Source organism: Alicyclobacillus fastidiosus, from assembly GCF_026651875.1.
In the GTDB taxonomy this organism is placed as follows: Bacteria; Bacillota; Bacilli; order Alicyclobacillales; family Alicyclobacillaceae; genus Alicyclobacillus; species Alicyclobacillus fastidiosus.
The window spans coordinates 1,745,169-1,769,712 of the sequence record NZ_CP104067.1 but is presented as its reverse complement, the minus strand read 5'-3'; the positions used below and the strand labels follow the sequence as shown (position 1 = coordinate 1,769,712).

Sequence of the window (24,544 nt, the reverse complement as noted above, 5' to 3'; positions counted from 1 at the left end):
AAAGGGTCAGCGACAATCGAATGGTCTAGTCTTACAATCGATCGAGTGGTCGACAAGGTGTTTGGCATCGGAACGATACAGAGGAATCGGCGGTTCAGTCTATTGTCACAAGGTCAGGTATTCGGTGACGAGGTTCGAGAGATAGTTAACTATACATATCCTCACCCCTATTTTATTGAACCCTTGGCCAACGGAGCATCAGATTGCTAGTTGATCCAAGCCTCTTGAAAGAAGGTTGCTTTAGTATGAAAATGACAAATAAAGGTGTAATCACTGGGGTTATTTCGGTGTGCCTCGCGTTAACCCTAGCAGGGTGTGGAACGACTGATTCTACAAATACAACCGCAAATACATCCCAGTCCACATCTACGACAGGGACAAACGCCAGTACGATTTCTGTCACAGATGGAACTGGTGCAAAAGTCGTCCTAAAAAAGCCAGCAACGAGCTTTGTCTGCCTGGATCCATCCTCCATTCAGATGCTGAAAGATCTTGGTGTAAGCCAGCAAGATATTGCATATGGGAATGGCGATTTATCATTTGCCCAGATGGTATTTGGAAATAACGCTAAAAATATGAAGTCTGTCGGTGGTTCGTGGGAACAGCCGAACGTCGAGGACATACTGGCTGATCACCCTGATCTAGTTATCGGAGACGCATACCCGCACGCACAACTTAAACCTGCACTAAAAGGTGCAGCGCAAATGTACCTGATTTCACGCAGCGGTGGTTACAAGCAGTCTATGCAAGATCTCATCAATCTGGGTATTCTAACAGGTCACAAGGCAACCGCCGAACAGGACGTAAATGAATTTACGAAAGACCTGAACGCGGACATTAAAAAGTCGCCTAAAAATCAAACATCCCTAGTTATCTGGGGCGATTCACCGACTTCACTTTCAGTTCCTACTATTGACGATCCGTCCGCGTCCGTACTTGCAGCAATCAGCAATTATCCGTGGGGTGGACACGGCGCGCAGGGGATGAACATTTCACTAGACAAAATCCTGAATGTGAATCCGGACGTCATATTTGTCGAATCAATTGCTCGATTAGATAATCCGAAGGCACCCACACTGTCTTCACAGCTTGCTTCAAATCCGATATGGCAGCAGTTAAAAGCGGTCAAAGAACACCGAGTCTATGAAGTAAACCCCAATGTTTGGCACGATGACAGGGGAGGGATGGGACTCGAACAAATCCTCAATCAAGCCATGCCCAAATTATATCCAAGCCTAGCGACCCAGACTTCCTAATGAGTGAAAGGGAATCTTTATGACCCGCTTCATTACATATCCAAAGAATGCGACCGTGATAACGGTGATAGTATGCTTTTTACTTATCCTATGTATCGGGTTTGTAGGATTGATGGTAGGAACCCCTTTACTGTCACCGATACAGTTGTGGCACATACTTACAAGCAGCAACAATACTGTCAATCACGTGCTCGTTATGCAGTCGCGACTTCCCAGATTCGTTCTGGGAAGTCTTGCTGGTGCCCTGCTTTCTGTGTCAGGAGTTATGCTTCAGAATGTCATGCGAAATGCACTGGCTGGCCCTGAATTGCTTGGCGTGTCTTCGGGATCTGCCGCCGTCATGGCGGCTATCATTATCTTTCAATTGCCCATCTCGTATACATGGCAGCCTTGGCTTGCTCTACTTGGCGGCGTGATCGGCGGCGGTTTTGTCGTCGTGGCAAGCTGGCGAGATAAAGCACCAGCTCGTGTCATTCTCATCGGCGTGGCTGTCTCGTCTCTGTTAAACGCCGTTATCACGACAATCGTCAGCCTCGGTCAACAGGATACAATCAGTCTTTTCTACGATTATTTTGTCGGGGGACTTGAGGATAGAACATGGGTGCAAGTGGAACTCATTTTACCTTGGGTTGTCATACTCTGCGTCTCTTACTTATTTGCAAGGCAGCTGAACACTTTGCAATTAGGGGATGAATTGTCTGTGGGGTTGGGGTTGAAGGTGAGTGTGCTTCGCCTGCTCATTTTTATATTGGCGATTGCCCTCGTCGCGCCGGTCGTCGCCACTTGTGGGCCAATTAGTTACATCGCCCTGTTGGCACCACATATTGCACGACATCTATTGCGGACACAGGATACGCTGCGGATCATTCCTGTATCCATGCTTGTTGGTGCTGTTCTCTTGACCTATGCCGATTTTTTAGCGCGAACACTATTTTCTCCACTTGAGATTCCGGTTGGCGTCTGGACAACGTTATTGGGTGGCCCTCTTTTGTTACTATTGTTAGGACGCCGTTTGGGGAGGAATCAGGCATGACGGGCGTATTTATTGCCCAGAGAGGAAGATTCTATTTCTCAATCATCGTTTGTACAGCCTTGCTTTTGACTATTTTCGTACTTCATGTCGGCTTAGGCAGCGTCTACATTTCTCCTTGGGATGTCATTCGAGCTATCGTCAATTGTCCGGCGGTGGAATATCAGCGTTGGATTGTCTGGAATTTACGATTGCCCCGCAGTCTGATTGCACCTGTTGCAGGCGGAATGCTTGGACTCGCTGGAGCACTTATGCAAGCCTTGACTCGTAATCCACTCGCAGAGCCGAGTCTAACTGGGGTGTCCTCCGGGAGTATTTTAGGAATTGTGTTGTGGCTAATTTATGTGCCCAATGCGGAAAAGTACCCGTATCTGTTGCCAATCGCTGCGTTACTCGGCGGTATCGGTTCAATTATTATCATGTACAGCATCACGAATAAACTTAAGGACGGGCCATTTGTCTTGGTGCTCAAGGGCATCGTTGTATCAGCCATTCTCTCCTCAGCCTCTTCTCTATTCCTGATCCAAAATAACGACAAGTTGCCGACGGTAATGCTTTGGATCGTCGGATCATTGAACGCGAAAGTATGGTCCGATTGGTCGACCATTTGGCCATGGGCACTGGTAACCATTCCGCTTAGCCTGTGTTGTTGTCGTACAGCGAATGTGCTGCAGTTGGGGGATGTTGTCAGCATTGGATTAGGTATTCGACTACAACGATCACGATTGAGCTTGTTTCTGGTTGCCGCACTGTTGACTGCAAGCGCCGTATCGGTTGTTGGCGCAATCAGTTTTATCGGACTCATTGGACCTCACATCGCTAGGCGGCTTGTCGGCCATAATGCATACCGTGTTTTTCCGATCAGCATGCTGATCTCAGCTTGTCTGCTGTTACTGGCTGACTTTGTTACCCAAGTTGCGAGTTTGGTGTTTGGAAATGTCGCGAGTGGACTTCCAGTCGGGGCGATTACTTCACTGTTTGGTGCCCCATTTTTTCTATATCTTGTCTCTCGAACACGGCGTTAGGGGGAAGGCGTATGACAAAATTGCAAATGGACGGCGTGTCTATCGCATACGAATCAAAAATCATTGTCAAAGACCTCAATTTAACATTACCGGAAGCAAAGATCACAGCGCTTGTCGGACCTAATGGTTCCGGTAAATCGACCATCCTTAAGACGCTTGCCCGGATCCTGCGACCATCCCGAGGTGTCATTTATCTGGATGGAAAAAGTATTCACCAATATCCGACGAAAGACGTTGCGAAAAAACTATCGATACTACCCCAAAATCCAATTGCTCCTGAGGGATTAAGTGTTCGTGATCTCGTTTCCTACGGACGCTCGCCGTATCAATCCGGAATACGACGAATGTCAAAAGAGGACCTTGAAATGATTGAATGGGCAATTGACGTAACAGGTGTACATGAATTCATGAACCGTCCAGTTGATGCATTATCGGGAGGACAGCGGCAACGCGCCTGGATTGCCATGGCGATTGCACAGGGGACAGATGTCCTTTTACTTGATGAGCCGACGACTTTTCTCGATATGGCGCATCAATTTGAGGTGCTGGAACTGCTCAAGCGACTGAATGAGACACAGCATTGTACCATTATCATGGTCGTCCATGATTTGAATCATGCGGCGCGTTTTGCTGATTATATGACGGTGATTCACTCTGGAAGCGTGGTTCGTAAAGGGAGTCCATCAGAAGTCTTAACCCCGGACATCTTACGCGATGTTTTCCGGATTCGTGCAGATGTAGTGGGATGTTTGCACACGGGTGTACCCATATGTATTCCATATGGATTGTTGGAAAATACCTAACGAATAGAATCGGGCACCCTGATACGTACGGTGCTTTTGCGACTTAGAATCATTGACAAAGGCCCTTCATTTGAATGCTTTTCTATATGACGGGCCGAATGTGCTCAACGACTCGTTCAGCGGTAGACTGTTTGATACGACAGAATCTCCAGTGAGAAGAAATTCATCCATTTAGAGGGCCCACTATACTGACCTTGATTTATCGCGTTACTCGTATCTTGGTATTTCCGGTCTCCGATTCCACGAAGAAATCCGCTCCGATATCTCTCGCTCTACTTGCCATAATCTCCATTCCATAGCGTCCGTCTCGAGCGGTCTGGACGTTGAATCCAACCCCATTGTCGTGAATTGAAAATACCCAATGCGTATGGTCTGCACTCTTCGACATCAATCGAACAGCGACGCGAGTCGCTTTCGAGTGTTTCACAATATTTGTGATCGCCTCCTGAAGAATCCCGAACAGTTGAACTTGATCCGCTGGACTCAGCGCGATATCCCCTTCTGACATCTCAAAATCCCATGAAATACTCTTTTCCGATAGCGTCTTATCTAAGAATAAACGGATGCGTTGACGGAAATTGGACCCTTCGATGGTATCCTGCTTTAGGTTGAATATTGCTTGCCGTACATTCTCATCTATTTCGCGCAACGAGAGGAGAACGTCATTCAGATTTCGTTCCAAGTCCCCGTGCCTACCTTGCTGAAATTTCGCCTTCGCGGCCGAAACCTGAACGCCAGAGTAAAAAATCGACTGGGCGATCTGATCGTGAAGTACCCGCGCCAATCGCTCACGCTCCTCCATCACTGCTCGGGAGGCCCGTTCTTGGCTCAACTCGCGCTCCTTATTTGCGTACGCGAGAAATAGGCTGCGGGCCACGAGTGCGATCACACCCGCATCAATACACGCCGTCAGCCAATTTCCTAATTCAGTTGGTAGAATGTTCTCCAACAACGTATTCCGAAGGGTCTCAAATAGGCCGATGACGATTGCCGGTATCAAAAACAAGGAGATTTTGATGCGTAAAGGAATCATGCGAACCTCCGTGGCCATTTCACAATAAGCCTGTTGTACTTACACTATACTATGACTATGGGGGTTAAAATCCAATGCCCCCCGCGTCAGGAGGATTTCTATGAAGACCTACGATATTCTAATTGCGGACGACAGCGAGACCGCACGCAAAGCTATCCGTATCCTACTTGATGCAGAGCCCCGTCTTCGCGTGGTCGCGGAGGCCACGAACGGGAAAGACGCAGTCGATATGGCGATGCAGTGGATGCCCGACTTAGTGTTGATGGACATCAACATGCCCGTGCTCAACGGCTTTCAGGCGACCCAGGTCATTAAGCGCGAACTTCCCTATATGACGGTTGTCATGCTCAGTGTCTCGGACGACGCAGCAGACTTGTTTGAAGCTATCCGCAACGGGGCTCAAGGTTATTTGGTCAAGAGCCTGCAACCTGCCGAATGGGTCACGTACTTGCTTGGCATTTTGGAGGGTGATGCCCCTGTGACACAGCCGATAGCCGAGAAAATCCTCGCCGAGTTCAAAGCGAGTTCGACCAAGGACATCCCCTCCGCTCCAAGCACACTGACTTCGCGCGAACGAGAGATTCTTCAATGCGTCCAGCAGGGATTCACCAACAAGGGCATCGCGGAGGCGCTCTGCATTTCGGAAAACACGGTCAAGAACCACCTGAAGAACATCATGGCTAAGTTACATATCAAAAACCGCGTTCAACTAGCCATTTACGCGCGCGATCACGCCTCGAACGATTAGACGGCCTGCACGAACAGGGGCCGTCAGGTGGGTTGTCCGTCCGTCTGTCCGAGTTTGATACGCTTGAGCAACAAGCTGTTGGACACGACAGAAACCGAACTGAAAGCCATTGCTGCGCCTGCAATCATCGGATTAAATGCACCAAGTGCCGCGAGCGGAACCGCGATGGCATTGTAGATGAACGCCCAGAACAGGTTGATACGAATTGTACGCATCGCTCTCTTCGACAGGTAAATCGCATCGGTGACGCCGCTTGTTCGCGCGTGCATGATGGCGATGTCCGCTGCTTCGATGGCGACGTCTGCCCCAGTTCCCATAGCGATGCCGATATGTGCGGCTGCGAGTGCGGGCGCATCGTTGATGCCATCGCCGACCATAGCCACGACTTGTCCGCTCTGCCTTAACTCCTCCACTTTTTTTGCTTTGTCCGCCGGTAATACGCCCGACAGGACATGGTGTATGCCAATCTCCTTCGCGACTGCGTTAGCTGTATGTTCATTGTCGCCCGTGATCAACCAAGCGTCGATGTCCATCTCTTGAAGTTTGCGTACGGTCGAGATAGCGTCGTCCTTGATTTTGTCCGCTATTGCAATAGCCCCTAAATAGATTCCACCAGATGCCACATGCACGACCGTTTTCGCTTGAAGCTCTAATTTCATGGTCGTTACATCCTCGAAACCGTGAATGCCGTTCATTTCAAGCAATGTGGAGTTACCGACAATAACTGAACACCCATGAACCATCCCCATAATACCTTGGCCGCTGATGACGCTAACGTCTGTAACCGGAAGCAGACCAATTTTCTGTTGATCCGCGTAATCGACGATGGCTCGTCCCAACGGATGTTCGCTGTAGGATTCCAGTGATGCAGCGTGTTTGAGTAACAGTTTTTCACGCTGCGGTTCACGGGGAACGATATCGGTCACGGTCGGCTTGCCTACTGTCAACGTTCCGGTCTTGTCGAAAATCACCGTGTTTACTTTGTGTGCGACTTCAAGATATTCACCGCTCTTAATGAGGATCCCATTTTCTGCACCCAATCCACTTGCAACCATGATGGCGGTTGGCGTAGCAAGGCCCAACGAGCAAGGACACGCGACGACCAGGCACGAGATAGTCGCCAGCAACGCGTGTGACCAGGTACCCCAGAATCCCCATAATAGAAAAGCTTCCAACGCAATAACAAGGACGGTCGGAACTAGGTACAGAGAAATTAGATCTGCCAGACGTTGAACCGAAGCCTTTGAACCCTGCGCTTCGTCCACGATACGAATGATTTGTGCAAGAGCTGTGTCCGCGCTTGTCTTTGATACACGAATCAAGAGCAGTCCCATTTGATTCACTGTTGCGCCATAAACTGAATCACCGATCGTTTTCTTCACCGGGTGCGATTCACCCGTCAGAAACGATTCGTCGATCATCGATGTCCCTTGAATAATCTCCCCATCCATAGGCACCTTTTCGCCAGCTCGAACGCGAATCACGTCACCAATCCGTAAGTCCTCAACGGGTACATCTACTTCTGTACCATCGCGTACGACGTGTGCCACCTTCGCACTTAACTGTGCGAGCGCTTCGATGGCTGCTCCTGATTTCTGTTTCGCCCGACCCTCGAGAACTTTCCCTAAAAACACCAGTGTAATAATGACGGCTGCGCTTCCGCAGTAGCTGTTGTTGCCCTGGTGAGTGGAGAACGTCAAGACAACGCCTGTGACGTAGGCTACCGTCGTTCCGAGCGCAACGAGCACATCCATCGTCGCTGTCCGATTTCGTAGTGCGTGATAGGCGCCGCGGTAGAATCGCCACCCGGTGATGAATTGAATCGGCGTCGCCAGTGCCAGCGCTAACCACTCTGGAATCAGGTTGTTATGGTTGGATATCCAAACCATCAAGGGCATGCTGGCGGTTGTCGTCGTTCCACTCGGGTCCGACATGTTCATGCTCGCTGCCATACCGAGCATCATAATGGCCATGATGATGCCCATGACGGTCATCGCGACCATTTCCACCAAAAACGGCAGTGCGACAATCGCAGAGATCACAAATATCACAAGATCACGCCGATACGCGCGTCTTCTCTTCTCGTGAGCGTCCAAGATATCTGTCTGGGACACGCCAACTGCTTCATATCCGACGCGCTCGATAACGCGGATGCACTCTGTCTGGCCCGTCACACCAGCGACATACTTGATTCGCGCTCGACCAGAGTGGGGATCGACCTTGACAGATTCCACTCCGTCCACCCGGGCGAGAAGTTCTTCGATTTGAGCCGCGCTCGACGGGCCCGCCAAACCATAAATCGTCAGCTCCATCGTATATTCAGGCACGGAGTAACCGGTTTTCTCGATTCGCCGAATTACGTTTTTCCAACCCGTATCGGGCTCGATGACGATATGCGCCTTTTCCGACGCCAGGTTTACATTGATGTTCCTGACCCCTTCAAGCTTCGCGACGACTTTTTCAATTCGAGCCGCACACGCCGCGCACGTCATCCCTTCCACAGGCACGGTCAACACTTTCGCTTCTTTCATCGATGTTGCTCTCCCTCTTGCGCCAATTCCGTGTGCCTCTGTTTCACTTTGTAAATTAGCAATCACTTCCATGAGTGCCGTGGTTGCTCTTTGCTCATGCCATAACCATACCTCCGTAGGGTAATTCATCATTGACATACGGTCCCATCGAACGTGGATCAACAGCTCTATGAGGCTCCTTGCAATGCTCTGCGAGAATCACACCCATTTGTATCATCGGAGGGAGTGCGAATCGTATAGAGACGCAAAACGTTGTCCCCCTTGTTAACCTTTTGTAACCTTTCGGACTACATCCATCAGTTCATCAATCTTCTCTTCTGCTTCGTTTCCGCTCGTCAGAGCTGCCCTGACGCAGTGGTGCATGTGTGAATCTAGCAGGTTTAACGCAACCTGATGTGTCGCACTTTTTACTGCCGCAAGTTGCGTGAGGATATCCACACAATAGCGATCTTCTTCGATCATCTTTTGAATACCACGCACCTGTCCCTCAATGCGTTTTAGGCGACCTAACATTTCCGATTTATTGGATCCATAACTGTGATTGTGTTCGCCAGCCATGATTGAAACCCCGCTTTTCACAAAGTGGGGACGATCGATATGGATCGCCCCATGGCAATGAATTCTCACTTACACGACGTCGTATCCAGCGTCCTCAATGACTTCCTTCAACTTCTCTTCCGTGACGTTTGCTTCGTCATAGGTCACCGTCGCGTGATTCTTTTCTAAACTAACATCAACCTTCTCTACGCCTTCGACAGCGTTCAAAGCTTTCGTCACCGAATTCACGCATCCACTACAGGTCATGCCTTTTACCAAGATCGTTGCCGTTGTCATGTTTGATACGCTCCTTCCACGTCATACTATACCTCTGTACCGTACATGATCAATGGGCTCCGGGAAATAGCCCAAAAGGGTCACTGACAGTTTCATCTTGAGTTCGTACAATAAAGGTGTGATCCAGGACAGACAATGGATCGTGCTGTACATATGTCGATTATCGATAACGCGATAGTCGATACGCAAATACGAGATTTGGGGAGAAAATGAACATGAGCACAGGAATGTCGAGCTCCATGAAAATGAACATGGGACATGGAGCCGGACACACGCCGATGTCTGCTGGTATATCGGGGTACTTTGCAATGGTCATTTTGGCTATTTGTGCTGCGATGGTGTTGCACATTGTGTTCACGCTATGGAAAAAACAGAGTCAATTAGGCGAGTTGAGTGAACACCAAAGATTTCGCCATTCTGTCCCAATGACTCTAGGAATGATTGCGACGATGTCCGTCTGTACTGCTCTCGGTGGAGTGATGGAAAATCAACTATCCGCAGCCTACGTGACTGGTTTGGTCATCGGTATTCTATTCGGATTGCTGATTGGATTGCCGTTTCGAGGCATGGCTGCGTTGGATGGCATGGTGGCTGGAGTCATGGGTGGTCTGATGGGCACGATGCTAGGCTCAATGATGCCGCAAGCAGGATTGTATATTGTGATCACAGTGTTGACTGCATTGTTCGTATGCACCTGGTGCGTCATGCTTCGGCGTATTTATCATCCTGAAACCGCACTTCAGGTGGAAAATAGAAAATCCGAAACTCTATCAAAAGGAAAATCTATGGTGAGTGGAGCGAGATTGGCGATACGAGTACGCGTCTTCAGTATTGTGTTTGGACTTGTTTGGTTAGTCGACGCAATTATGAAATGGCTACCTGGATTTAGCTCCCAATTCGTGATGGACATAAAAATGGCAGGCCAAGGTCAGCCAAAGCTCTTATACCCATGGTTCCACTTTTGGGCAACTGCAACGAAGGAGCATCCGCATTTCTTCGTCTACACTGTAGCCGTTCTCGAGACACTCATGGCGATTTCCTTGCTATTTGGGTTTGCTCGAAAATTACTGTACGCAATAGGAATTCTGCTGTCGATCACCATTTGGGCTGTTGGAGAGGGTTTTGGAGGGCCTTATACATCAGGAGCAACAGACATTGGAACTGCAATCATATATGCTTTTGTCTTCGCTGCAATTTGGGGGCTCGAACAGTTTAGTGCGCTATATGACAAGTGGACGCTCGATTATTTTATTGCAAATCGCTGGGCTGCGTGGGGTAAAATTGGTCTCTGGTCGGAATTAGAAGTAAATGCCCAAAAGGTTCATGTAGAGAACGGCTACAAGCTTTAATTGACGATTTAGGTCCATGTTCTGTTCTGCATGGGCCTTTTTCATTACGTACCGATTTGCAGGGAATCAGGCTGCCACTCGGGACTCGAATGGACTTGCACAAGCACGGGCAGTAATTCAAAATGCAATCGTGTCATTCTTCATCACCGTTTTCTCACATGATATAGGCTCTTGCCGGTGCCACGCAGATAGAAGACAGACTATTCTGTATTAACCGAGGGGTAGCACTGGCGGTTTGAAAACGGGATTCAGTCACAGGCGCTATCCCCCGTCCCCGACGAATACTCTGCCACTGCATGAATACCCGGTTTCCGAATATGCTTCCCTCGAGACCGAAACAGAATGTACGATATCCCAACCAATCAAGTAAATCCTCCAGCGGGGCATCGATTGGGTCTTGAAGACAACCGGGCTCCCTCGAAAGTGCATTCCATCAAACCACTTTATTTGGCTGTTAAGTTACTATTCGGATATATATTTAGAAATCGCAAATGATATCCGTGAAGATGACCCAAGGAGGGAGTTTAATGAGCGCTGATTGGATTTGGGGTGTAGGCGGCATTGTGATTGTGGCAGCGCCCTTAGTTTACTTAAGTATGTACTTCAAAAACAAAGGGAGGAGCCGTGAATAGGACGATTGAAAAGCACCCCGGTGCGGGGTGCTTAACGGTTATTCTATTCGATCACGTATATTTTCATTTTCATGAACACGGTTTAGGAATCTGTCCCAGTACCATATGCCAAAAAATGTCCCTGCGATCATACACTCGCGATAAATGGCGTCATTTTCCATCCCCGTAAACCAGGACATCATTTCTGGACCCACCATCATCCCTTCCTTCTCCCCATGTTCATAACAAATAGTGTGCAACTAAATGTGAAACAAAAATCTGGACAAAACTGGATAGCGAAGGTCTTGATCAACCTTGAGATCCACGTCAATCAGAGCGCTCGAGGTTACGGTGCTATTAGCCGCCGGCGATGATTCCTCGCCTTTCCCAAAGTCGAAGTGCACTAAAGTGGAATGAGCAGTAGAGGGATAAACCAACGAATTTGTAGAGAGAATATCCGTGATGCTTTGCTTACTTGCACCAGGGGGTCATCTTTCAGATGTTCAAGTCCACTAAGATTGAGTATCTACCGCCGAATATTTTCCGACGATTAGAGGAACGAAAGAATCAAGCCAGGCAGAACGGTAAGAACATCATTGACTGTGGCACGGCGAATCCAAGTGGCGCTCCCCCTGCAGAAGTGGTTTGGGCACTTCAAAGAGCCTCACAGATCACCGAAAACAGTCACTATGCACCTACCCGAGGAATTAACGAATTCCGTCAAGAAATTGCAAATTGGTATCGTGTACGCTTTGGAGTGGATATCGATCCGGATACGGAAGTACACACACTTCTCGGTTCCAAAGAAGGGTTATTCGACATTTCACTCACCTACCTGGGGCAGAGGGACGTTGCACTTATTCCTGACCCCTCCTTCCCGACATACCACGACGGAGCGTATATGGCCGGTGCCGACATTTATCGCCTGCCACTGCGTAAAGAGAATCATTACTTACCCAAACTGGATAATATCCCGCTGTTCATCCTAAAGCGAGCTAGACTATTGTTTCTAAACTATCCGCACAACCCTACGGGTGCCATGGCACCGCCGGAGTTCATGAAAGAGGTCATCGCTTTTGCGAAAGAACACAATGTCATCGTTTGTTACGATAATGCGTTCTCAGAACTGACATTTGACGGAAACCATGCGCCAAGTTTTCTTGAATATGAGGGGGCGAAAGACATCGGTATCGAGCTTTTCACCTTCTCGAAGGCATTCAACATGTCGGGTTGGAGACTTGCGTTCGCCGTCGGGAATCGGCATGTCGTTGGCTCTTTAGTCGAATTCCACGCGGAGGCTCACACAGGTATGTTCCCCGCTATTCAGTGGGCTGGCGTAACCGCCTTAAAAGACATTTGGCCAACCAGTTTCCTGGCGCAGCAACGTGCCGATTATCAGAGAAAGCGAGATTATGCCCTGGACAAATTTGCGCAAATTAACTGGTCGGTTGATAAACCGGCTGGTGCCATTTATTTGTGGGTACCTGTCCCGAAAGGCACGAGTTGTGAGGAGTTCTCCGATATGCTCCTCGACAAATATGGTGTGCTGGTCGCACCAGGTATAGGATTTGGAGATACCGGTGACGGCTTTATAAGAATCTCCATGACGTGTAAATATGAAGACTTCAAGCAGGGAATTGATTACTTGTGTGACGCAATTCAGATGGCGCGCTAGTTGCTTTTGTTTCGACTTCTGGCGAGTATTTGACGGCTTAAAAATGAGCGGTGATTTCTTTGTGTACTTCCCCCTTCCTAATCGTCCATTTATGGCACATAATTAGTGTTTCGACGTAGACTACTAGTGCGATAAATCCTCATGCTGTTCTGCCGGAAGCAGGATGAGAACAGCTAGGATCACTCTCACGGTACAGAACAGAATCGAAGTACATTTGCATCTTTCTTTAAAATCACTTTCCGGTAACGCGTTGATGATCAGAAAAATGGTAAAAAACACAACTGCAGTATCCCGTATGTGATGATCAAAAGATATTTGTCGTTCCATGGCCCCTCCTTCCTGTACCACATGAGATCATGTTATGCCTTAGATCTCGCATCGTTCAGGACACACGTACCACGTTTTATGCGTTTTATGTATCGCCACCGCGCCCGTCAACGTTTGGGCCGTTCCCCACCGTCCCGTCACCAGGGTCTGATATTACTTTTGTCCCCGATGACCACAGTCGCTCTTGTTCATCGACCGCCACAGGTACCCGCAAATGCGCACCCAGCTAACAACGTGGAACACCAACGTCGGATGACGTATCGCATCTTGCCCAAATTAAGAGCGGGAGAGGAGTTTCGCGCAAAAGGTACAGGCGGCATCGTACTTGCTCAAGATGATGGTTTCTCCATCGGTGAATATTTCGAATCGGTCCCACGCTGTGACCGCAAGCGTCCGGCGCAATTCCACCGGAAGTACGTCTGTTTTTCGGATGACTCCCGTTGACTTCATATAAGTCTCTTCCTCTTCTTCAAAAGGTACTTTATATATATCTTTGTTCAGGGGTTGAGGTTCATGTTTGAGGCTCAAATGAACGTTCAGGTAGAGATGTAAAATTCCCCGCCCCCCTTCGTACCCGAACTTGAATCGTAGAAATTCGAATACCGCTCGTCCGTTATCGCAGGTCGGTATGACGACGTGAGAATCTCCCTCAAGCGCAAAAAGGAAAGCCCCCTCACTGAATGAGTCAGTGGAGGGCTTTTTTGAACTTTTACCGAGGGTGGTTTGGGATTTGCCCCTGAACAAACATTTCAACATCCACAGTCTGGTCCGTGTGTGTGACCACCGGGGCAGCCGGGATCGACGACTTCATGTTTGGTCATTGGCTGGTAGTAGTGTCGTGGCACGTTCACAATCACGTGGCGTTGCACATTCACAATTGGATGGATCACGGGAACTTCACGTGGGACGTAGCAATTTCGAACGACGTATTGTGGGTCACAGACGATAGGTGCACATTTGTGAAGCATCGCATGCGGTGCCGGATGTGAAACCATATAAGCTGGATGGTATGCTTTCTTCATCTTTTTGCTTTTCTTCACGGATTTGTGCATGCTCGTTCCATACTGGACATAGCTCATCTTTGGCTGGACAGAGACCGATTGCGACTCTACATCATAGTGTTCCCAATCCGATTCTTCTGGTTCTGGAGTAGAGGGAGATTCATATTCGTGTGAATACTTATGCGGAACATAGCTCTTTCCATATGGGTACTTATGTCCACCAGGTAGTTCAGTCATTTTGGATATTCGCCCCTTTTCGGAAGATACCATAGGGTATGAATACCTAATAACGAAATCCCTAGTCATTCGGCCATTTTTCCAAAATGCGAGAGACCCCGAATTCGATCATAAGGACTATCAGTGCGAAAAACGAGCACTACAGTGGCGGAAAGCTGTGTTAACTGGCTACGAATGCTCGTACTCTGTCCATCCGCCTCTGCAGGATACGGCGAACCTCGACGATCACGTCTTCGTCAATCACGCATAGTGCCTGAAGCAATTCGCGATCCACTTCGACGAGTTCCCCCAAGAACTGCTCGTTTTCCGCTTGACTGCGTTTTACAAATTCGTTCGGAGGACTGACGGCGGATCGAACTTGTACGCGTAGTGCTTCAATTTCTCGAATATAGCGCTCCAGAGCTTTAACCGCCTCGATTCCTTCCATCGCTGGATATGGGTTTTCCCGTGTCGGCTGTGGCAGATTTTGACGCAGTCCATAAAGTTCAGTTTGCAATTGCGTGGTGTATTGCGCCAAAGCATCGTCACACAGATTTCGCAGTTGAATACTTTGATCCCGAAAAGCGTTTGCAGGATTCTTGTAATCGTAGCTCCAGAGATCCAGTATGCCCTTGAGCAATCCACTAATAACGCCCGATGGCGCCAGTGCGATGCCGTACTTACTTAGTCGGCCCATTCACAGTGCCCCCCGCAGCGTCCAGACTCATTTGTGGATTTCCAATATAATATGGCTTGCCAACCGCCATGTTCGGTGCCGACACAATGCCGCGCTGCGCCATCACCATCGCTGTGTAATACCGTACCGCATCCAGTTCGGAGAGTCCGAATGCACGCAATGAAATCAATTCCTTCATTCGCTCATCCTTGGGAAATACCAGTGCTTTTACATCATTGAGCGTCAATCCGTAGACGGAGAGGAAGTCCTGCAAATGGTCTTTAACCAATTCGATAATGTCAGGCATTTTTTCGTTCACGCGCTCGAGTTCGGTCAACTGGACAATTTTATTAATCGACTGCTCAATCACGGGTCCAGCATAGGCGTCAACCTCTTTCATGGTCACGTAATGCCCCGCCATTGGCATGTGTTGTACCAATCTCAACGCATCGTCTTTCGTGTCTACATGGACATAACAACTGACGTGGTAGCCCATTTCGGCCATTTCACGTGAATAGGCGATCCCCTCGACTTCGAGAATGAGCTTGGCGCGATTGATGTAGATGACCTCGTACTGCCAGGGACTATTGCCTCCGAAAAATGCCTGTTGGAACGTGCCGATGATCGGCCGATCCGGCGTCTTGATGGTATACTGGCCCGTCTCGTAGACATCCATGATTGCGCCACGAGATTTCAGTACCGCAAAGTGATTGCTTTCCACTGTCAACAGAGATCCATTCATAATGGTGTTATCCGGATAGTGATAGGCAAGCACATTTGGCCCCATCAGTTCTTTGCCATCTTGAGTCAACGTACTGATTACCTGGCGAATTCCGGCCATTCTAATATCCCCTCTTCCCCAAACCTACCTTTGCGAAACCACTTCGCCCTTCGGCCCCATATTTTACCGTACAAAGCCGTCGGTTATGTCAGTTCATTCTTTTTCATCCTGCTTCGACTTCTAATCCCTTCTGCGACTGTGGTCCAATTCGTTCTCCTCTTCCTCGGCAGGAAACAAACGATTCACATGAAGCGGGAAATAAAAGGCGTCAGAACTGAGATCTCCGCGAATCCTAGCGATATGTAGACGCGGCATCGTGCGACCTCCCCACCATCGCGCTACTGACACACAATGTATTCTGTTTCCCCGCAATTCATTTACGTTTCAGGAAATATTATCGGTCCGTACGATGCGGCTTTGCTGATACATCAGTCCAGATTGATCATAAAATGGTAACCAGGAGATACGAATGAGGTGGTGTAGCTTGAATCCCACCTTTCAAACAAAAAGCCGCCCCGAAGGACGGCTCAGTATCAGCATCGCTTTTTTTCAATGGGGTATTTTAAATCCCATTGGAGGTGATCAATGTGACAAAGTTACCTAACAAATCTCATATGCAAAAGCAGTTGGACTATACCGCTAATGAGATGAACGTAAGCAGTTTCACCGACCAGAAACCTAAGAACAAACGTGCAAAAGATAAACCAAATGAAAAGTAAACCATGAGTGAAAGGCTTAGACTGTCATGTCTAAGCCTTTTAAGCGGTTAGCGACCATATATACGTAGGCTCTCAAGTGTAATCCCCCCATATATATGTTGGTTCATCCCATATGTCGAAGTCTTACATTGTTATTTGTGCCGTGCCAACGCCTTGCGATCATCTGCCATCGGGGGTTGTTCTAGCCATCCATTGTAGATTGCGATTTCAGCACCGTCCTCTGCGTACAGCATGACTTCCCCCTGCAGTCGACGGAATGCGGCCCCTAAGTCTCGCCGCGGGCTCGTGGTTCATCATTGAACAAGCGAGCAACTGTTCAGTATTCCGTCCCATACGCATAACGTTACGAATATCGTAAGGGAACACAATGCATACGGAGGAGAGTTGAAATGTTCCGCAAAAAAGTGACTGTCCATCAAACGAGTATCACGCATCAGGAAGCATCTCAAATCGTTCGCGAAGCTCATCGGTTTACGAGTGACATCTACATCGAAAAGGGGAATAAAACAGCGAGTGCGAAAAGTGTTTTGGGTTTGATCGCACTGATGATTTCACCTGGAGAAACAGTCACCGTAGCAGCCGACGGCGAAGATGCAGGGCTTGCAGTTCAGTCCATATCGACGTTATTAGACAAATAGCATGCGAGGGGCTGCCCGAAAAGTGGCGTAAGCGCTGCTGCAGGGAAGCCTCTTGTTCCTCGTACAAAAGTCGCTTGAAATAAATGTTCCATCAACAAAACAGCAGAAATGAAAAAATCCCGCATAGCGGGATCAAATACGCACAATTGAGCTCGGGTGATACAATAAGTAAAACATGGTGCCGATAAAACACACAAGGCTTATGAATATCCTAGCAATTTTTCGCAGTTCTTTTGGCATCGGCATACTGATGACGATGCCAATGAAAAATGACGATAGCATGATGCCTGCGAGATAGGCTAACCCCAAACATAACTCATGTCGCGTCAACGGGAACGCTTTTTCATAGTTGAACGTCACGATGAAACCTCCCGCTTACACGTTTCTGCATAAATTCGGTAAACCCTCCCGATTGCCACCTTCCTATTCCCTTACTTATTTTACCTGTGACGGTACAGATGGTGAAGGACCCGAGCAATCCGTCGAATGCCTTCATCTAAATATTGAGCCTCAATGCCAGCAAAATTGATTTGAAATCCTGCATGCGTATCAGTCAAGGAAAATGCCTCGTCAGGCATGACGAGAACCCCTGCCTCCAAACATGCGTAAAAAAATGAAAAGCCCAGCTTCTGAGGTGTTGTCACCCACGAACTAAATCCGCAATCTGACGGATGATATGTACATGCAGTGGGTAGCCACCGAGCGCAACTTACCAGAGCATCGGTCCTCCGCTGACGATACACTGCCCGCTTTAGTGAAAGGGAATCCTCTAACGATTCGGATTCAAACAGTTTGAGCAAGAAATGTTGGTTCAGGGTCGAGGTGTGGCTGTCGGCCAGGAACTTTTTTCGCTCCATTTTCTGAACCGCTTCATTCGGGCAAACCATCATTCCTAATCGAAAACTAGGATGCGTCAAGTGGCTAAATGATGCTAAGTAATATAAAGGTGTAGTTGGCTTCGCCAAAGAGAGCAGCGATACAGGTGGTTTCTCTGGATAATAGAAACCTGCATAGTAATCGTCCTCCACTAATGTAAACTGATAAGTTTGGGACCACTCAACAAGTTTCTGCTTTTGATCGATTGAGTAAGACCATCCGGTTGGGTAGAGGCCGTTTGGCATGGTGTACACGAGCGATACTCGCTTGGATTTTAATGCCTGCTCCAAAGGACGTAAATCAATGCCATCGGAACCAATCGATAACGTACGGATGTGAGCACCATGGTCGCGAAAGATTTCTGCAGCTGCTAAGTAACACATTTCTGGGACGAACACAATTGAATCTTGTGTCACTTCAAGCGATGCAATGAGCTGCAGCGCCTGTTGTGTACCTGATACCACACATAGTTGTTCCAACCTCGAATAAGCACCGTAGAGTGTCAACCACCCTTGAAGTCGAGATCTGAGCTCGGGAATTCCAAACGGATCGAACGATTCTTCCATCGTTGCCAACCTAACGCACTCGTGCGCATGGGCCTGAAAAAATTTCAACTGGTCCATGTCCGCCCCCGGAGATCCGCCTGACACAGGTATGATTCCAGGGAGGTTCGAACTTCGTCTCAGTTCGTGAACAAAGCGCGCATGTTTCTCAGCGTCTGGTTTAGGCAGGGGAATTGGCGATGTAACAACATTGGCTGAGACAGTCGTCCCTCGCCGCGATTTGCTCTCCACCCATCCCTGTTCTTGAAGGACGTGATATGCCCGCTGAATGGTTTCCAAGCTCACGTTCAGATGATTGGAAAGTTCACGTACACCGGGTAATTTTTCACCATATTTCCATTCCCGTCTGCGAATTCCTTCCACCAATTGTTCTGCAATCTGCACATACCTCGGTGCTGTACTATCTGTTCTCAATCGAATATATGGAAGCCTCATTCCATAAACCTTCATTCTCTACGTTGTTGACGGAAGCGATCCCTCTCATTATACTCTTAAAAATTTGTTTGGATTGTTCTGGATCAAGCAGACTCACCGAACAATGGACTTGGAGGTTTCCCTATGATGAATATCACGACGGACGGCATACGCAAGCAAAACTTGGCCATCACCGACGCAACTGCTGTGGACCATTTGCTGCGGACAAGTCGAGTGGGCTACTTAGGGTTGGTCGATGGCGATGAACCGTATGTCGTTCCGCTCAACTTTGTATGGCATTCAGATAGCATTTATGTTCACGGTGCACAGTACGGAAGAAAGGCAAACTTGATGTCGAATTCGCCCAAAGCCACATTTACCGTTGCAGATGAAGTAGGGACCATCGCTCATCCCGTGCCTGCAAAAACAGATACTGCCTATCTCAGTGCGATGGTATTTGGAAAAATTGCAGTTGTAGAAGACTTCGACGAAGCCACCTCGGCACTGGAAGCCATGCTGTGCAAATATGTTCCAGGGTATTACGATACACCGTTGCATTCTGGACATGTACGATCCTATGTCTCGGGAGCAGGCAGTCACGTAGCCGTATACCGTTTACGGGGAGAGAAAATAACAGCCAAGGAGAACCCTAACCAAATGTCGATGATGTTTTATCCCGGTCGTACTCGAAAAGCCGATTTACAACACGACCAAAAATGAACGCCCAAAAAGCTGCATCGATTGTGCCATGGCTCCTGCAGAATACTGGAAGTTGGCCAGTAGATATAAATCCTTGAATGCTTCGGCCATCGCCACGCTGTAGAAATGCTTGGACAGAACGCCAAACATGTCCCCTTCGACAAGGTCTTAAATGCAACTGCTTCTGTCGGCGCCTATGGCGTTCACACTGCCATAGGCAAGCATACACTCGCTTTCTAGACATGTGTCATATGTTGTGGTGAATGGCGGAGAATCGCCAAAGAAACCAGGAGGGGACTAGATCTTATGGTTAAATATATTGTCCAACGTGGAGACACCTTGGGGACGATTGCGGCAAAGTACGACACGACCGTCGAGGCCATCGCTAAAGCAAACGGCATTCGAAATCCGAATGTCATTCACAAAGGGCAAGTATTGCGTGTGCCAAGCCCCCATTACGACGAAGTCGTCAAGCACAAACATCAGTCAATGAGTCACTACTGGAACAAGCAATGATCAGTGATGCCCTCACCCTGTGCCGGATGAGGGCATCCTTGTATGTCAAGCAGTCGCTGCCCAAACACTTGAGGAAACGAAAAAGACCGCACATGGCGGCCTCTTCCTGTAAGTCGTCGATGGTCTTGAAAATCCCCTAATCGGTCATCTCCATTACACATCATCCTCCTTACGACCATTATTGTGCGCAGGGAATCACGGTTTATACACCGTCTGCAGGGCAGTGTCGTGGTTCACGCGCGTTCACCTCAGTTCTATCCTCAGGCAGAGGAATTTTTTACCTCATTCGTAAAATAGCGCGTCGGAAAAATCTTGGTACCCCCGGTGTATTGATGTTAGCTGCGGCCTTTGGCGTTTTGGAGGAGGGGTTGGCAACCCAAAGTTTAGTCAATCCACACTTCCCAAGTTTGGGATCTGGTGATTATGGAATGGCACTCGGAATCAATGCTTGGTATTCCTATACATCTATACCACAACTTCGTCGCCCCCGCGCCACTGCTTGTGTGTACTTTCCTGGTAGTCATCGCAACCGTTGTATACGCTATGAAATTTCCTGTCTCAAAAACCCGCATCGGAGCGAGACACGTGATTCCGAATCATACTCCGTCTCGCTGGAAAGTGGGTATCATTGCTTGGCTTTCAGGGGCTGTATTGTTATCGCCTCAGGTAGTGTCAACGTCATATTTCATGCCATCTTGTCCGCAGTAACCATCGTATTATTAGCGATTTTTAATCTGAGGATCCAGACAAATCGCGTGTATCAGTCTATCTCCGGATGAAGATTGATGCGAAACGATGACGTTCGATATGAAAATTGAACAATGTCGTTCGGAACGCACCACCTGATTTCCATTTAATCTCCCCGGAAAAACACGTAACAATCACTCGAATGGCGTATTTATCACGCGTTAATGGTGAATTACGATCCACAAACAGCGCATATGTATGAAGCAGCACAACAGTACGAATGGAGGGATTTTGATGTCCGAAATGAGAGAGGATCACCGATTGTATGTGATGTCGTCCTATATCGAAGGAGAAGTGTCCCAATATTGGATCACGACTGAGGATGGAATGAGTATGCTTTGCAGCGACATATGGAATCACCAAGGGCGTAGTCTGCAAAGTTCATTATTGAATTTAGAGGGGCGTCGTGTGCGAGTGACCATTGAACCTCTCGACTGATGGTGTTAAGGGCCACTCTTGCGTGACATGTCGCTCGAGTGGCGATCACTTCTGCAAGTTCCGTAAGACGATGTTTGCGTTTGAACTACCAAAACGTCGGCGAGACTGGGTTTATGGAGCTAACACTCCTTCTTTCCATCCCTCATCTTTGACCGCCAGGCATCGGCTGTGGCGGTATTTTCTATCCAACAGCTAAGCCCTATGCAGTACCATTGTTCTAGTCAAGTTAAAAAATCGTGTTTGGCTTAATTTCAAACGTGCTCGAGCGACTCCCTTCTTGTTTCATAAATTCCCGTACATTTCCCTCAAGCATCTCCTTTTTGTCGTGCACGAGCACCAGTTCACCGTTCTTATAAAGGCCCCAGCGTGGCCGAACCAGCCCCTTTGATTTTGTCATTCGCTTCCCTCCAGGTTTGTGGCTGCAACCTTACTTTCCCCTAGTACCCTAATTCAACCCGGATAAACTGTGATGATTCTGAAATACACACAAAGGCAGCGTGTGCTACCCTTTCTATATTCGCAATCTTCAGACCCGACACGTCGACATACTTTTTACCTAAGACTGCATATACTACGTCTCGTGTTCTCGGGAAGGGCGGCGATTGTGGCCGCCATGGCCGCCAGCGTAGGTGGGGCTGGCGGTTGCTCCATCCATTGGGCATTGACTTCCCCGTTTAGACCAATTTTAACCCACTCAAGAAAATTAACACCGACATGACCAGACGAATTGGCCGGGAGGGTACTTTCGTGGAAAGCGCACTACCGATCACGACGCCTGGGATGGAACCAACCAAAAGATTACCTACCAAGGTGTAATTCACATGTCCCAAGCCTGCGTTCAGCGCACCTGCTACAGTTGCCAAGAGGAATGCGTGAGCAATATCGGTGCCCACCATTTCGGGCCCACTCAAACGATACAAATACAGCATTGCCAGGGCGAACAATGAACCGGATCCAATAGAAGTTAGCCCAACGATAAACCCAAATATGACGCCAATGAAAATGGTCAGACCAACTTTTTCTTCCAAGGGCTTGGATTGGAGGTGGTTCACTTTCAAACGACTGTCAAATAGTACACGAATTAAGGTTCCAACGGCGGCAACCATCAAAACAAACCCCAATATATATTGAATTACCTGTTCTTCATTATGGTACCAGCCACTAAATACATGTAGACCGACAACCGCAGCCGCTGCACCTGGAATACTCCCAAATGCTAAGTATTTTACAAGTGGATAATTCACCGTCTTTTGTCTCGCATGTTGAACAAAACCAAAGAGCTTAGTTACAGAGTTGTACACGAGATCGGTGCCAACAGCGATTGAAGGATGAATACCCATCAGTACGAGGATAGGCGTCAACAACGAAGCGGCTCCCACACCTGTAAGTCCCACTAAAGTACCAACAAGTAATCCCATGATCACAATACCGATGGTCATAATCCAGTCTCATTCCCAACTATATATATACGTTTTACCGGGATTATAAAGACGCAAGACAGATTTGTAAATAAGAAACACTAATAGGAACAATAGTATTTTCTTATCATTGGTGGTTCCTGTGTTTTATGTGCCACAAAAATAAAAAATCTTTCCAATGTGGGACGAGCAGTTACCCAGTTACTTCTCTGGAGTCCGCTTCATTCTTTACATATAACTGTGTGTTCACTTAACAAAAATTCCACACTGCATTCATATGGCGCAAGTACACTTGTTTTGGCAGGACGACAGAGGTGGTCGTCACAGCTCACCAGCGTTGGAATGGGGCTGATGGGCAACCAAGCGAGTGAGGCGAAACAGTTGACAATCGTACTTGTGTGCATCATTTTCGGGGTGACACCATTTGCTGTGTTATGGAATTATCGCATGAACATAAAAAATAAAAATACCCCAATTGAATATGTGATGTCCTTGATACCGCACGAGTACATTCAGATCACACACCACGACTTTGAGGTTTAAGTATCCCCACCGTGTTCAAACGGGTTGGAAATGGACGGAGGGCTGCTTGAATTTCCATCATTTCCATTTCCAGAAGCGGCACTTCAAGACCGCTTCTGCTTCGGTAAAACGGCATTAAACCCTTTTATGGACGCACTCAACCAAGCGCCGCCAGCCGCATAACCAGATACGACGTCACTAGGATAGTGAACCCCTAGATAAATTCGACTCATGCCAGTCATGAACACCATGAACATACCGACAGCCGAGGTCAGCACCTTACAAAAAGAATTCTGAATCGATCTGCATATAAAATAGGTGATGCTTCCGTAATAGATCACAGAACCCATGGAGTGCCCGCTCGGAAAACTATACCCATGTTCAACAACCAGTCGATGAATGTCCGGACGACGACGGCGAAATATGAACTTTAGGACTTCATTGAACCCGACACCTGCAGCATTTGCGACCAACAGGCTGGCAGCTTCCCGCCTTCTCCCTTTGAAATACAGAACAATTGTGGAAAATAAGACCAACATTGAGACGGAGAACGGAGACCCAAGGAAAGTAAACCACTTCATCAGCCGTGTGTTCGAGCGATCAATCCTAGCCTGTACCACGCGAATGATTTTCATATCGAAGCCCAGCAACTTATGTAGCTCTAATTTGTCAACAAATATGGCGAACGAGATCAAAAAGGAAATTAAAAACACTCCGGAAGAAAATAGGTTTTTCCGTCTGTGTGGCGAATGCATTTTCTGTCCCCCTCGAAATGGAACCCCGCCGACAATCCCCTGCGCTGCTTTTTCGATATCGTGCCCGATTCTAAAATTAAAACCCTCGCCTCCGTGATACACGCACCAATGCGGTGCCTTTTCATGTGAAGACACGGGCACGTGGTAGAAAGCGGGGGAATTGTGAAGCATTTCGCAGACCTCCAAACAGGGGTCCCACGAGCGGACCAACGAGTTGGCAAACTACACCCAATGCCTGAAGAATTTACAACCAAAACCATTCGGAGTACACCCACTTTACGGGGAACATCAAATTTTCAAAATGAATACTGCGCAGTAGCGAATAAAATATTCTCTGGCATCG

The 24,544-nt window shown here is 48.1% G+C and carries 27 protein-coding genes and 1 pseudogene; 12 read left to right on the top strand and 16 right to left on the bottom strand.

Annotated features, from left to right (window positions below; all coding sequences use genetic code 11):
• The first annotated feature begins 203 nt into the window (after positions 1 to 203).
• From NZD89_RS08770 to NZD89_RS08755, 4 genes are read left to right on the top strand one after another with little or no spacing between them, the layout of a single operon-like run.
• Positions 204 to 1,256 (top strand): ABC transporter substrate-binding protein, encoded by a 1,053-nt coding sequence (locus NZD89_RS08770; RefSeq protein WP_268007342.1) that lies wholly within the window; start codon positions 204 to 206, stop codon positions 1,254 to 1,256.
• Positions 1,257 to 1,275: 19 nt separating this feature from the next.
• A complete protein-coding gene (locus NZD89_RS08765) occupies positions 1,276 to 2,289 on the top strand; it encodes a FecCD family ABC transporter permease (protein ID WP_268007341.1) in 1,014 nt (337 codons plus the stop codon).
• Entirely contained in the window at positions 2,286 to 3,311 is a 1,026-nt protein-coding gene (locus tag NZD89_RS08760; RefSeq protein WP_268007340.1) for a FecCD family ABC transporter permease, read from the top strand. The genes NZD89_RS08765 and NZD89_RS08760 overlap by 4 nt, the downstream gene beginning before the upstream one ends.
• Before the next feature lie 11 nt (positions 3,312 to 3,322).
• Entirely contained in the window at positions 3,323 to 4,114 is a 792-nt protein-coding gene (locus tag NZD89_RS08755) for an ABC transporter ATP-binding protein (RefSeq protein WP_268007339.1), read from the top strand.
• A gap of 199 nt (positions 4,115 to 4,313) precedes the next feature.
• Here the strand turns inward: NZD89_RS08755 and NZD89_RS08750 are convergent, their stop codons facing one another.
• The gene (locus NZD89_RS08750; RefSeq protein WP_268007338.1) at positions 4,314 to 5,147 is read right to left on the bottom strand and encodes a sensor histidine kinase; all 834 of its coding nucleotides are present in this window, start codon (positions 5,145 to 5,147) and stop codon (positions 4,314 to 4,316) included.
• Positions 5,148 to 5,247: 100 nt separating this feature from the next.
• Between NZD89_RS08750 and NZD89_RS08745 the strand changes: the two genes are divergently transcribed.
• On the top strand, positions 5,248 to 5,895 hold the full coding sequence (locus NZD89_RS08745; RefSeq protein ID WP_268007337.1) for a response regulator: 648 nt from the start codon (positions 5,248 to 5,250) through the stop codon (positions 5,893 to 5,895).
• Positions 5,896 to 5,918: 23 nt separating this feature from the next.
• On the opposite strand, the gene NZD89_RS08740 is transcribed toward NZD89_RS08745, so the two are convergent.
• The 3 genes from NZD89_RS08740 to NZD89_RS08730 all read right to left on the bottom strand — a co-directional run bounded on the left by NZD89_RS08740 (position 5,919) and on the right by NZD89_RS08730 (position 9,260).
• Positions 5,919 to 8,426, bottom strand: coding sequence for a heavy metal translocating P-type ATPase (locus NZD89_RS08740; RefSeq protein ID WP_268007336.1), 2,508 nt, complete (start codon positions 8,424 to 8,426; stop codon positions 5,919 to 5,921).
• A 264-nt stretch (positions 8,427 to 8,690) separates the two neighbouring features.
• Positions 8,691 to 8,984 (bottom strand): metal-sensitive transcriptional regulator, encoded by a 294-nt coding sequence (locus NZD89_RS08735; protein WP_268007335.1) that lies wholly within the window; start codon positions 8,982 to 8,984, stop codon positions 8,691 to 8,693.
• 69 nt (positions 8,985 to 9,053) lie between these two features.
• Positions 9,054 to 9,260 (bottom strand): heavy-metal-associated domain-containing protein, encoded by a 207-nt coding sequence (locus NZD89_RS08730; RefSeq protein WP_268007334.1) that lies wholly within the window; start codon positions 9,258 to 9,260, stop codon positions 9,054 to 9,056.
• Positions 9,261 to 9,475: 215 nt separating this feature from the next.
• Here NZD89_RS08730 and NZD89_RS08725 point away from each other — a divergent pair, with 215 nt between their 5' ends.
• Both NZD89_RS08725 and NZD89_RS08720 read left to right on the top strand, forming a co-directional pair.
• On the top strand, positions 9,476 to 10,609 hold the full coding sequence (locus NZD89_RS08725) for a hypothetical protein (protein WP_268007333.1): 1,134 nt from the start codon (positions 9,476 to 9,478) through the stop codon (positions 10,607 to 10,609).
• A 1,110-nt stretch (positions 10,610 to 11,719) separates the two neighbouring features.
• Positions 11,720 to 12,895 (top strand): aminotransferase class I/II-fold pyridoxal phosphate-dependent enzyme, encoded by a 1,176-nt coding sequence (locus NZD89_RS08720; protein WP_268007332.1) that lies wholly within the window; start codon positions 11,720 to 11,722, stop codon positions 12,893 to 12,895.
• Positions 12,896 to 13,498: 603 nt separating this feature from the next.
• On the opposite strand, the gene NZD89_RS08715 is transcribed toward NZD89_RS08720, so the two are convergent.
• From NZD89_RS08715 to NZD89_RS08695, 5 genes are all read right to left on the bottom strand, one after another.
• Positions 13,499 to 13,672 carry a hypothetical protein gene (locus NZD89_RS08715; protein WP_268007331.1) on the bottom strand — a complete coding sequence of 58 codons (174 nt, stop codon included), beginning with the start codon at positions 13,670 to 13,672 and terminating at the stop codon, positions 13,499 to 13,501.
• Positions 13,673 to 13,971: 299 nt separating this feature from the next.
• Positions 13,972 to 14,460, bottom strand: coding sequence for a hypothetical protein (locus NZD89_RS08710; protein WP_268007330.1), 489 nt, complete (start codon positions 14,458 to 14,460; stop codon positions 13,972 to 13,974).
• Between the two features lie 160 nt (positions 14,461 to 14,620).
• Positions 14,621 to 15,136, bottom strand: coding sequence for a hypothetical protein (locus NZD89_RS08705; RefSeq protein ID WP_268007329.1), 516 nt, complete (start codon positions 15,134 to 15,136; stop codon positions 14,621 to 14,623).
• Positions 15,120 to 15,956: an SPFH domain-containing protein gene (locus NZD89_RS08700; RefSeq protein ID WP_268007328.1), complete on the bottom strand. Its 837-nt coding sequence runs from the start codon at positions 15,954 to 15,956 to the stop codon at positions 15,120 to 15,122. The genes NZD89_RS08705 and NZD89_RS08700 overlap by 17 nt, the downstream gene beginning before the upstream one ends.
• Positions 15,957 to 16,076: 120 nt before the next feature.
• Positions 16,077 to 16,211 (bottom strand): hypothetical protein, encoded by a 135-nt coding sequence (locus tag NZD89_RS08695; RefSeq protein WP_268007327.1) that lies wholly within the window; start codon positions 16,209 to 16,211, stop codon positions 16,077 to 16,079.
• A 272-nt stretch (positions 16,212 to 16,483) separates the two neighbouring features.
• Here NZD89_RS08695 and NZD89_RS08690 point away from each other — a divergent pair, with 272 nt between their 5' ends.
• Positions 16,484 to 16,615: a hypothetical protein gene (locus NZD89_RS08690; protein WP_268007326.1), complete on the top strand. Its 132-nt coding sequence runs from the start codon at positions 16,484 to 16,486 to the stop codon at positions 16,613 to 16,615.
• Positions 16,616 to 16,746: 131 nt separating this feature from the next.
• Here the strand turns inward: NZD89_RS08690 and NZD89_RS08685 are convergent.
• Positions 16,747 to 16,890 (bottom strand): annotated as a pseudogene (locus NZD89_RS08685) (DUF3231 family protein); the annotation flags it as partial.
• A gap of 114 nt (positions 16,891 to 17,004) precedes the next feature.
• Here NZD89_RS08685 and NZD89_RS08680 point away from each other — a divergent pair.
• Entirely contained in the window at positions 17,005 to 17,253 is a 249-nt protein-coding gene (locus NZD89_RS08680) for an HPr family phosphocarrier protein (RefSeq protein ID WP_268007325.1), read from the top strand.
• Positions 17,254 to 17,385: 132 nt separating this feature from the next.
• Here the strand turns inward: NZD89_RS08680 and NZD89_RS08675 are convergent, their stop codons facing one another.
• Both NZD89_RS08675 and NZD89_RS08670 read right to left on the bottom strand, forming a co-directional pair.
• Positions 17,386 to 17,613, bottom strand: a complete 228-nt coding sequence (locus NZD89_RS08675) for a hypothetical protein (protein WP_268007324.1) — start codon at positions 17,611 to 17,613, stop codon at positions 17,386 to 17,388.
• Between the two features lie 80 nt (positions 17,614 to 17,693).
• Positions 17,694 to 19,127, bottom strand: coding sequence for an aminotransferase-like domain-containing protein (locus NZD89_RS08670; protein ID WP_268007323.1), 1,434 nt, complete (start codon positions 19,125 to 19,127; stop codon positions 17,694 to 17,696).
• A 123-nt stretch (positions 19,128 to 19,250) separates the two neighbouring features.
• Here NZD89_RS08670 and NZD89_RS08665 point away from each other — a divergent pair, with 123 nt between their 5' ends.
• On the top strand, positions 19,251 to 19,826 hold the full coding sequence (locus NZD89_RS08665) for a pyridoxamine 5'-phosphate oxidase family protein (protein WP_326492924.1): 576 nt from the start codon (positions 19,251 to 19,253) through the stop codon (positions 19,824 to 19,826).
• Here the strand turns inward: NZD89_RS08665 and NZD89_RS08660 are convergent.
• The gene (locus tag NZD89_RS08660) at positions 19,806 to 19,955 is read right to left on the bottom strand and encodes a hypothetical protein (RefSeq protein WP_268007322.1); all 150 of its coding nucleotides are present in this window, start codon (positions 19,953 to 19,955) and stop codon (positions 19,806 to 19,808) included. The two genes, NZD89_RS08665 and NZD89_RS08660, sit on opposite strands and share 21 nt — an antisense overlap.
• A gap of 156 nt (positions 19,956 to 20,111) precedes the next feature.
• Here NZD89_RS08660 and NZD89_RS08655 point away from each other — a divergent pair, with 156 nt between their 5' ends.
• Together NZD89_RS08655 and NZD89_RS08650 are read left to right on the top strand one after the other, a co-directional pair.
• Positions 20,112 to 20,321, top strand: coding sequence for a LysM peptidoglycan-binding domain-containing protein (locus tag NZD89_RS08655; RefSeq protein ID WP_268007321.1), 210 nt, complete (start codon positions 20,112 to 20,114; stop codon positions 20,319 to 20,321).
• 981 nt (positions 20,322 to 21,302) lie between these two features.
• On the top strand, positions 21,303 to 21,506 hold the full coding sequence (locus NZD89_RS08650) for a hypothetical protein (RefSeq protein WP_268007320.1): 204 nt from the start codon (positions 21,303 to 21,305) through the stop codon (positions 21,504 to 21,506).
• A gap of 226 nt (positions 21,507 to 21,732) precedes the next feature.
• Here the strand turns inward: NZD89_RS08650 and NZD89_RS08645 are convergent, their stop codons facing one another.
• The 3 genes from NZD89_RS08645 to NZD89_RS08635 form a co-directional block, all read right to left on the bottom strand.
• On the bottom strand, positions 21,733 to 21,903 hold the full coding sequence (locus NZD89_RS08645) for a hypothetical protein (RefSeq protein ID WP_268007319.1): 171 nt from the start codon (positions 21,901 to 21,903) through the stop codon (positions 21,733 to 21,735).
• Between the two features lie 277 nt (positions 21,904 to 22,180).
• Positions 22,181 to 22,945, bottom strand: coding sequence for a sulfite exporter TauE/SafE family protein (locus tag NZD89_RS08640; RefSeq protein ID WP_268007318.1), 765 nt, complete (start codon positions 22,943 to 22,945; stop codon positions 22,181 to 22,183).
• Between the two features lie 605 nt (positions 22,946 to 23,550).
• Positions 23,551 to 24,372 carry a phosphatase PAP2 family protein gene (locus tag NZD89_RS08635; RefSeq protein ID WP_268007317.1) on the bottom strand — a complete coding sequence of 274 codons (822 nt, stop codon included), beginning with the start codon at positions 24,370 to 24,372 and terminating at the stop codon, positions 23,551 to 23,553.
• Between the last annotated feature and the right edge of the window lie 172 nt (positions 24,373 to 24,544).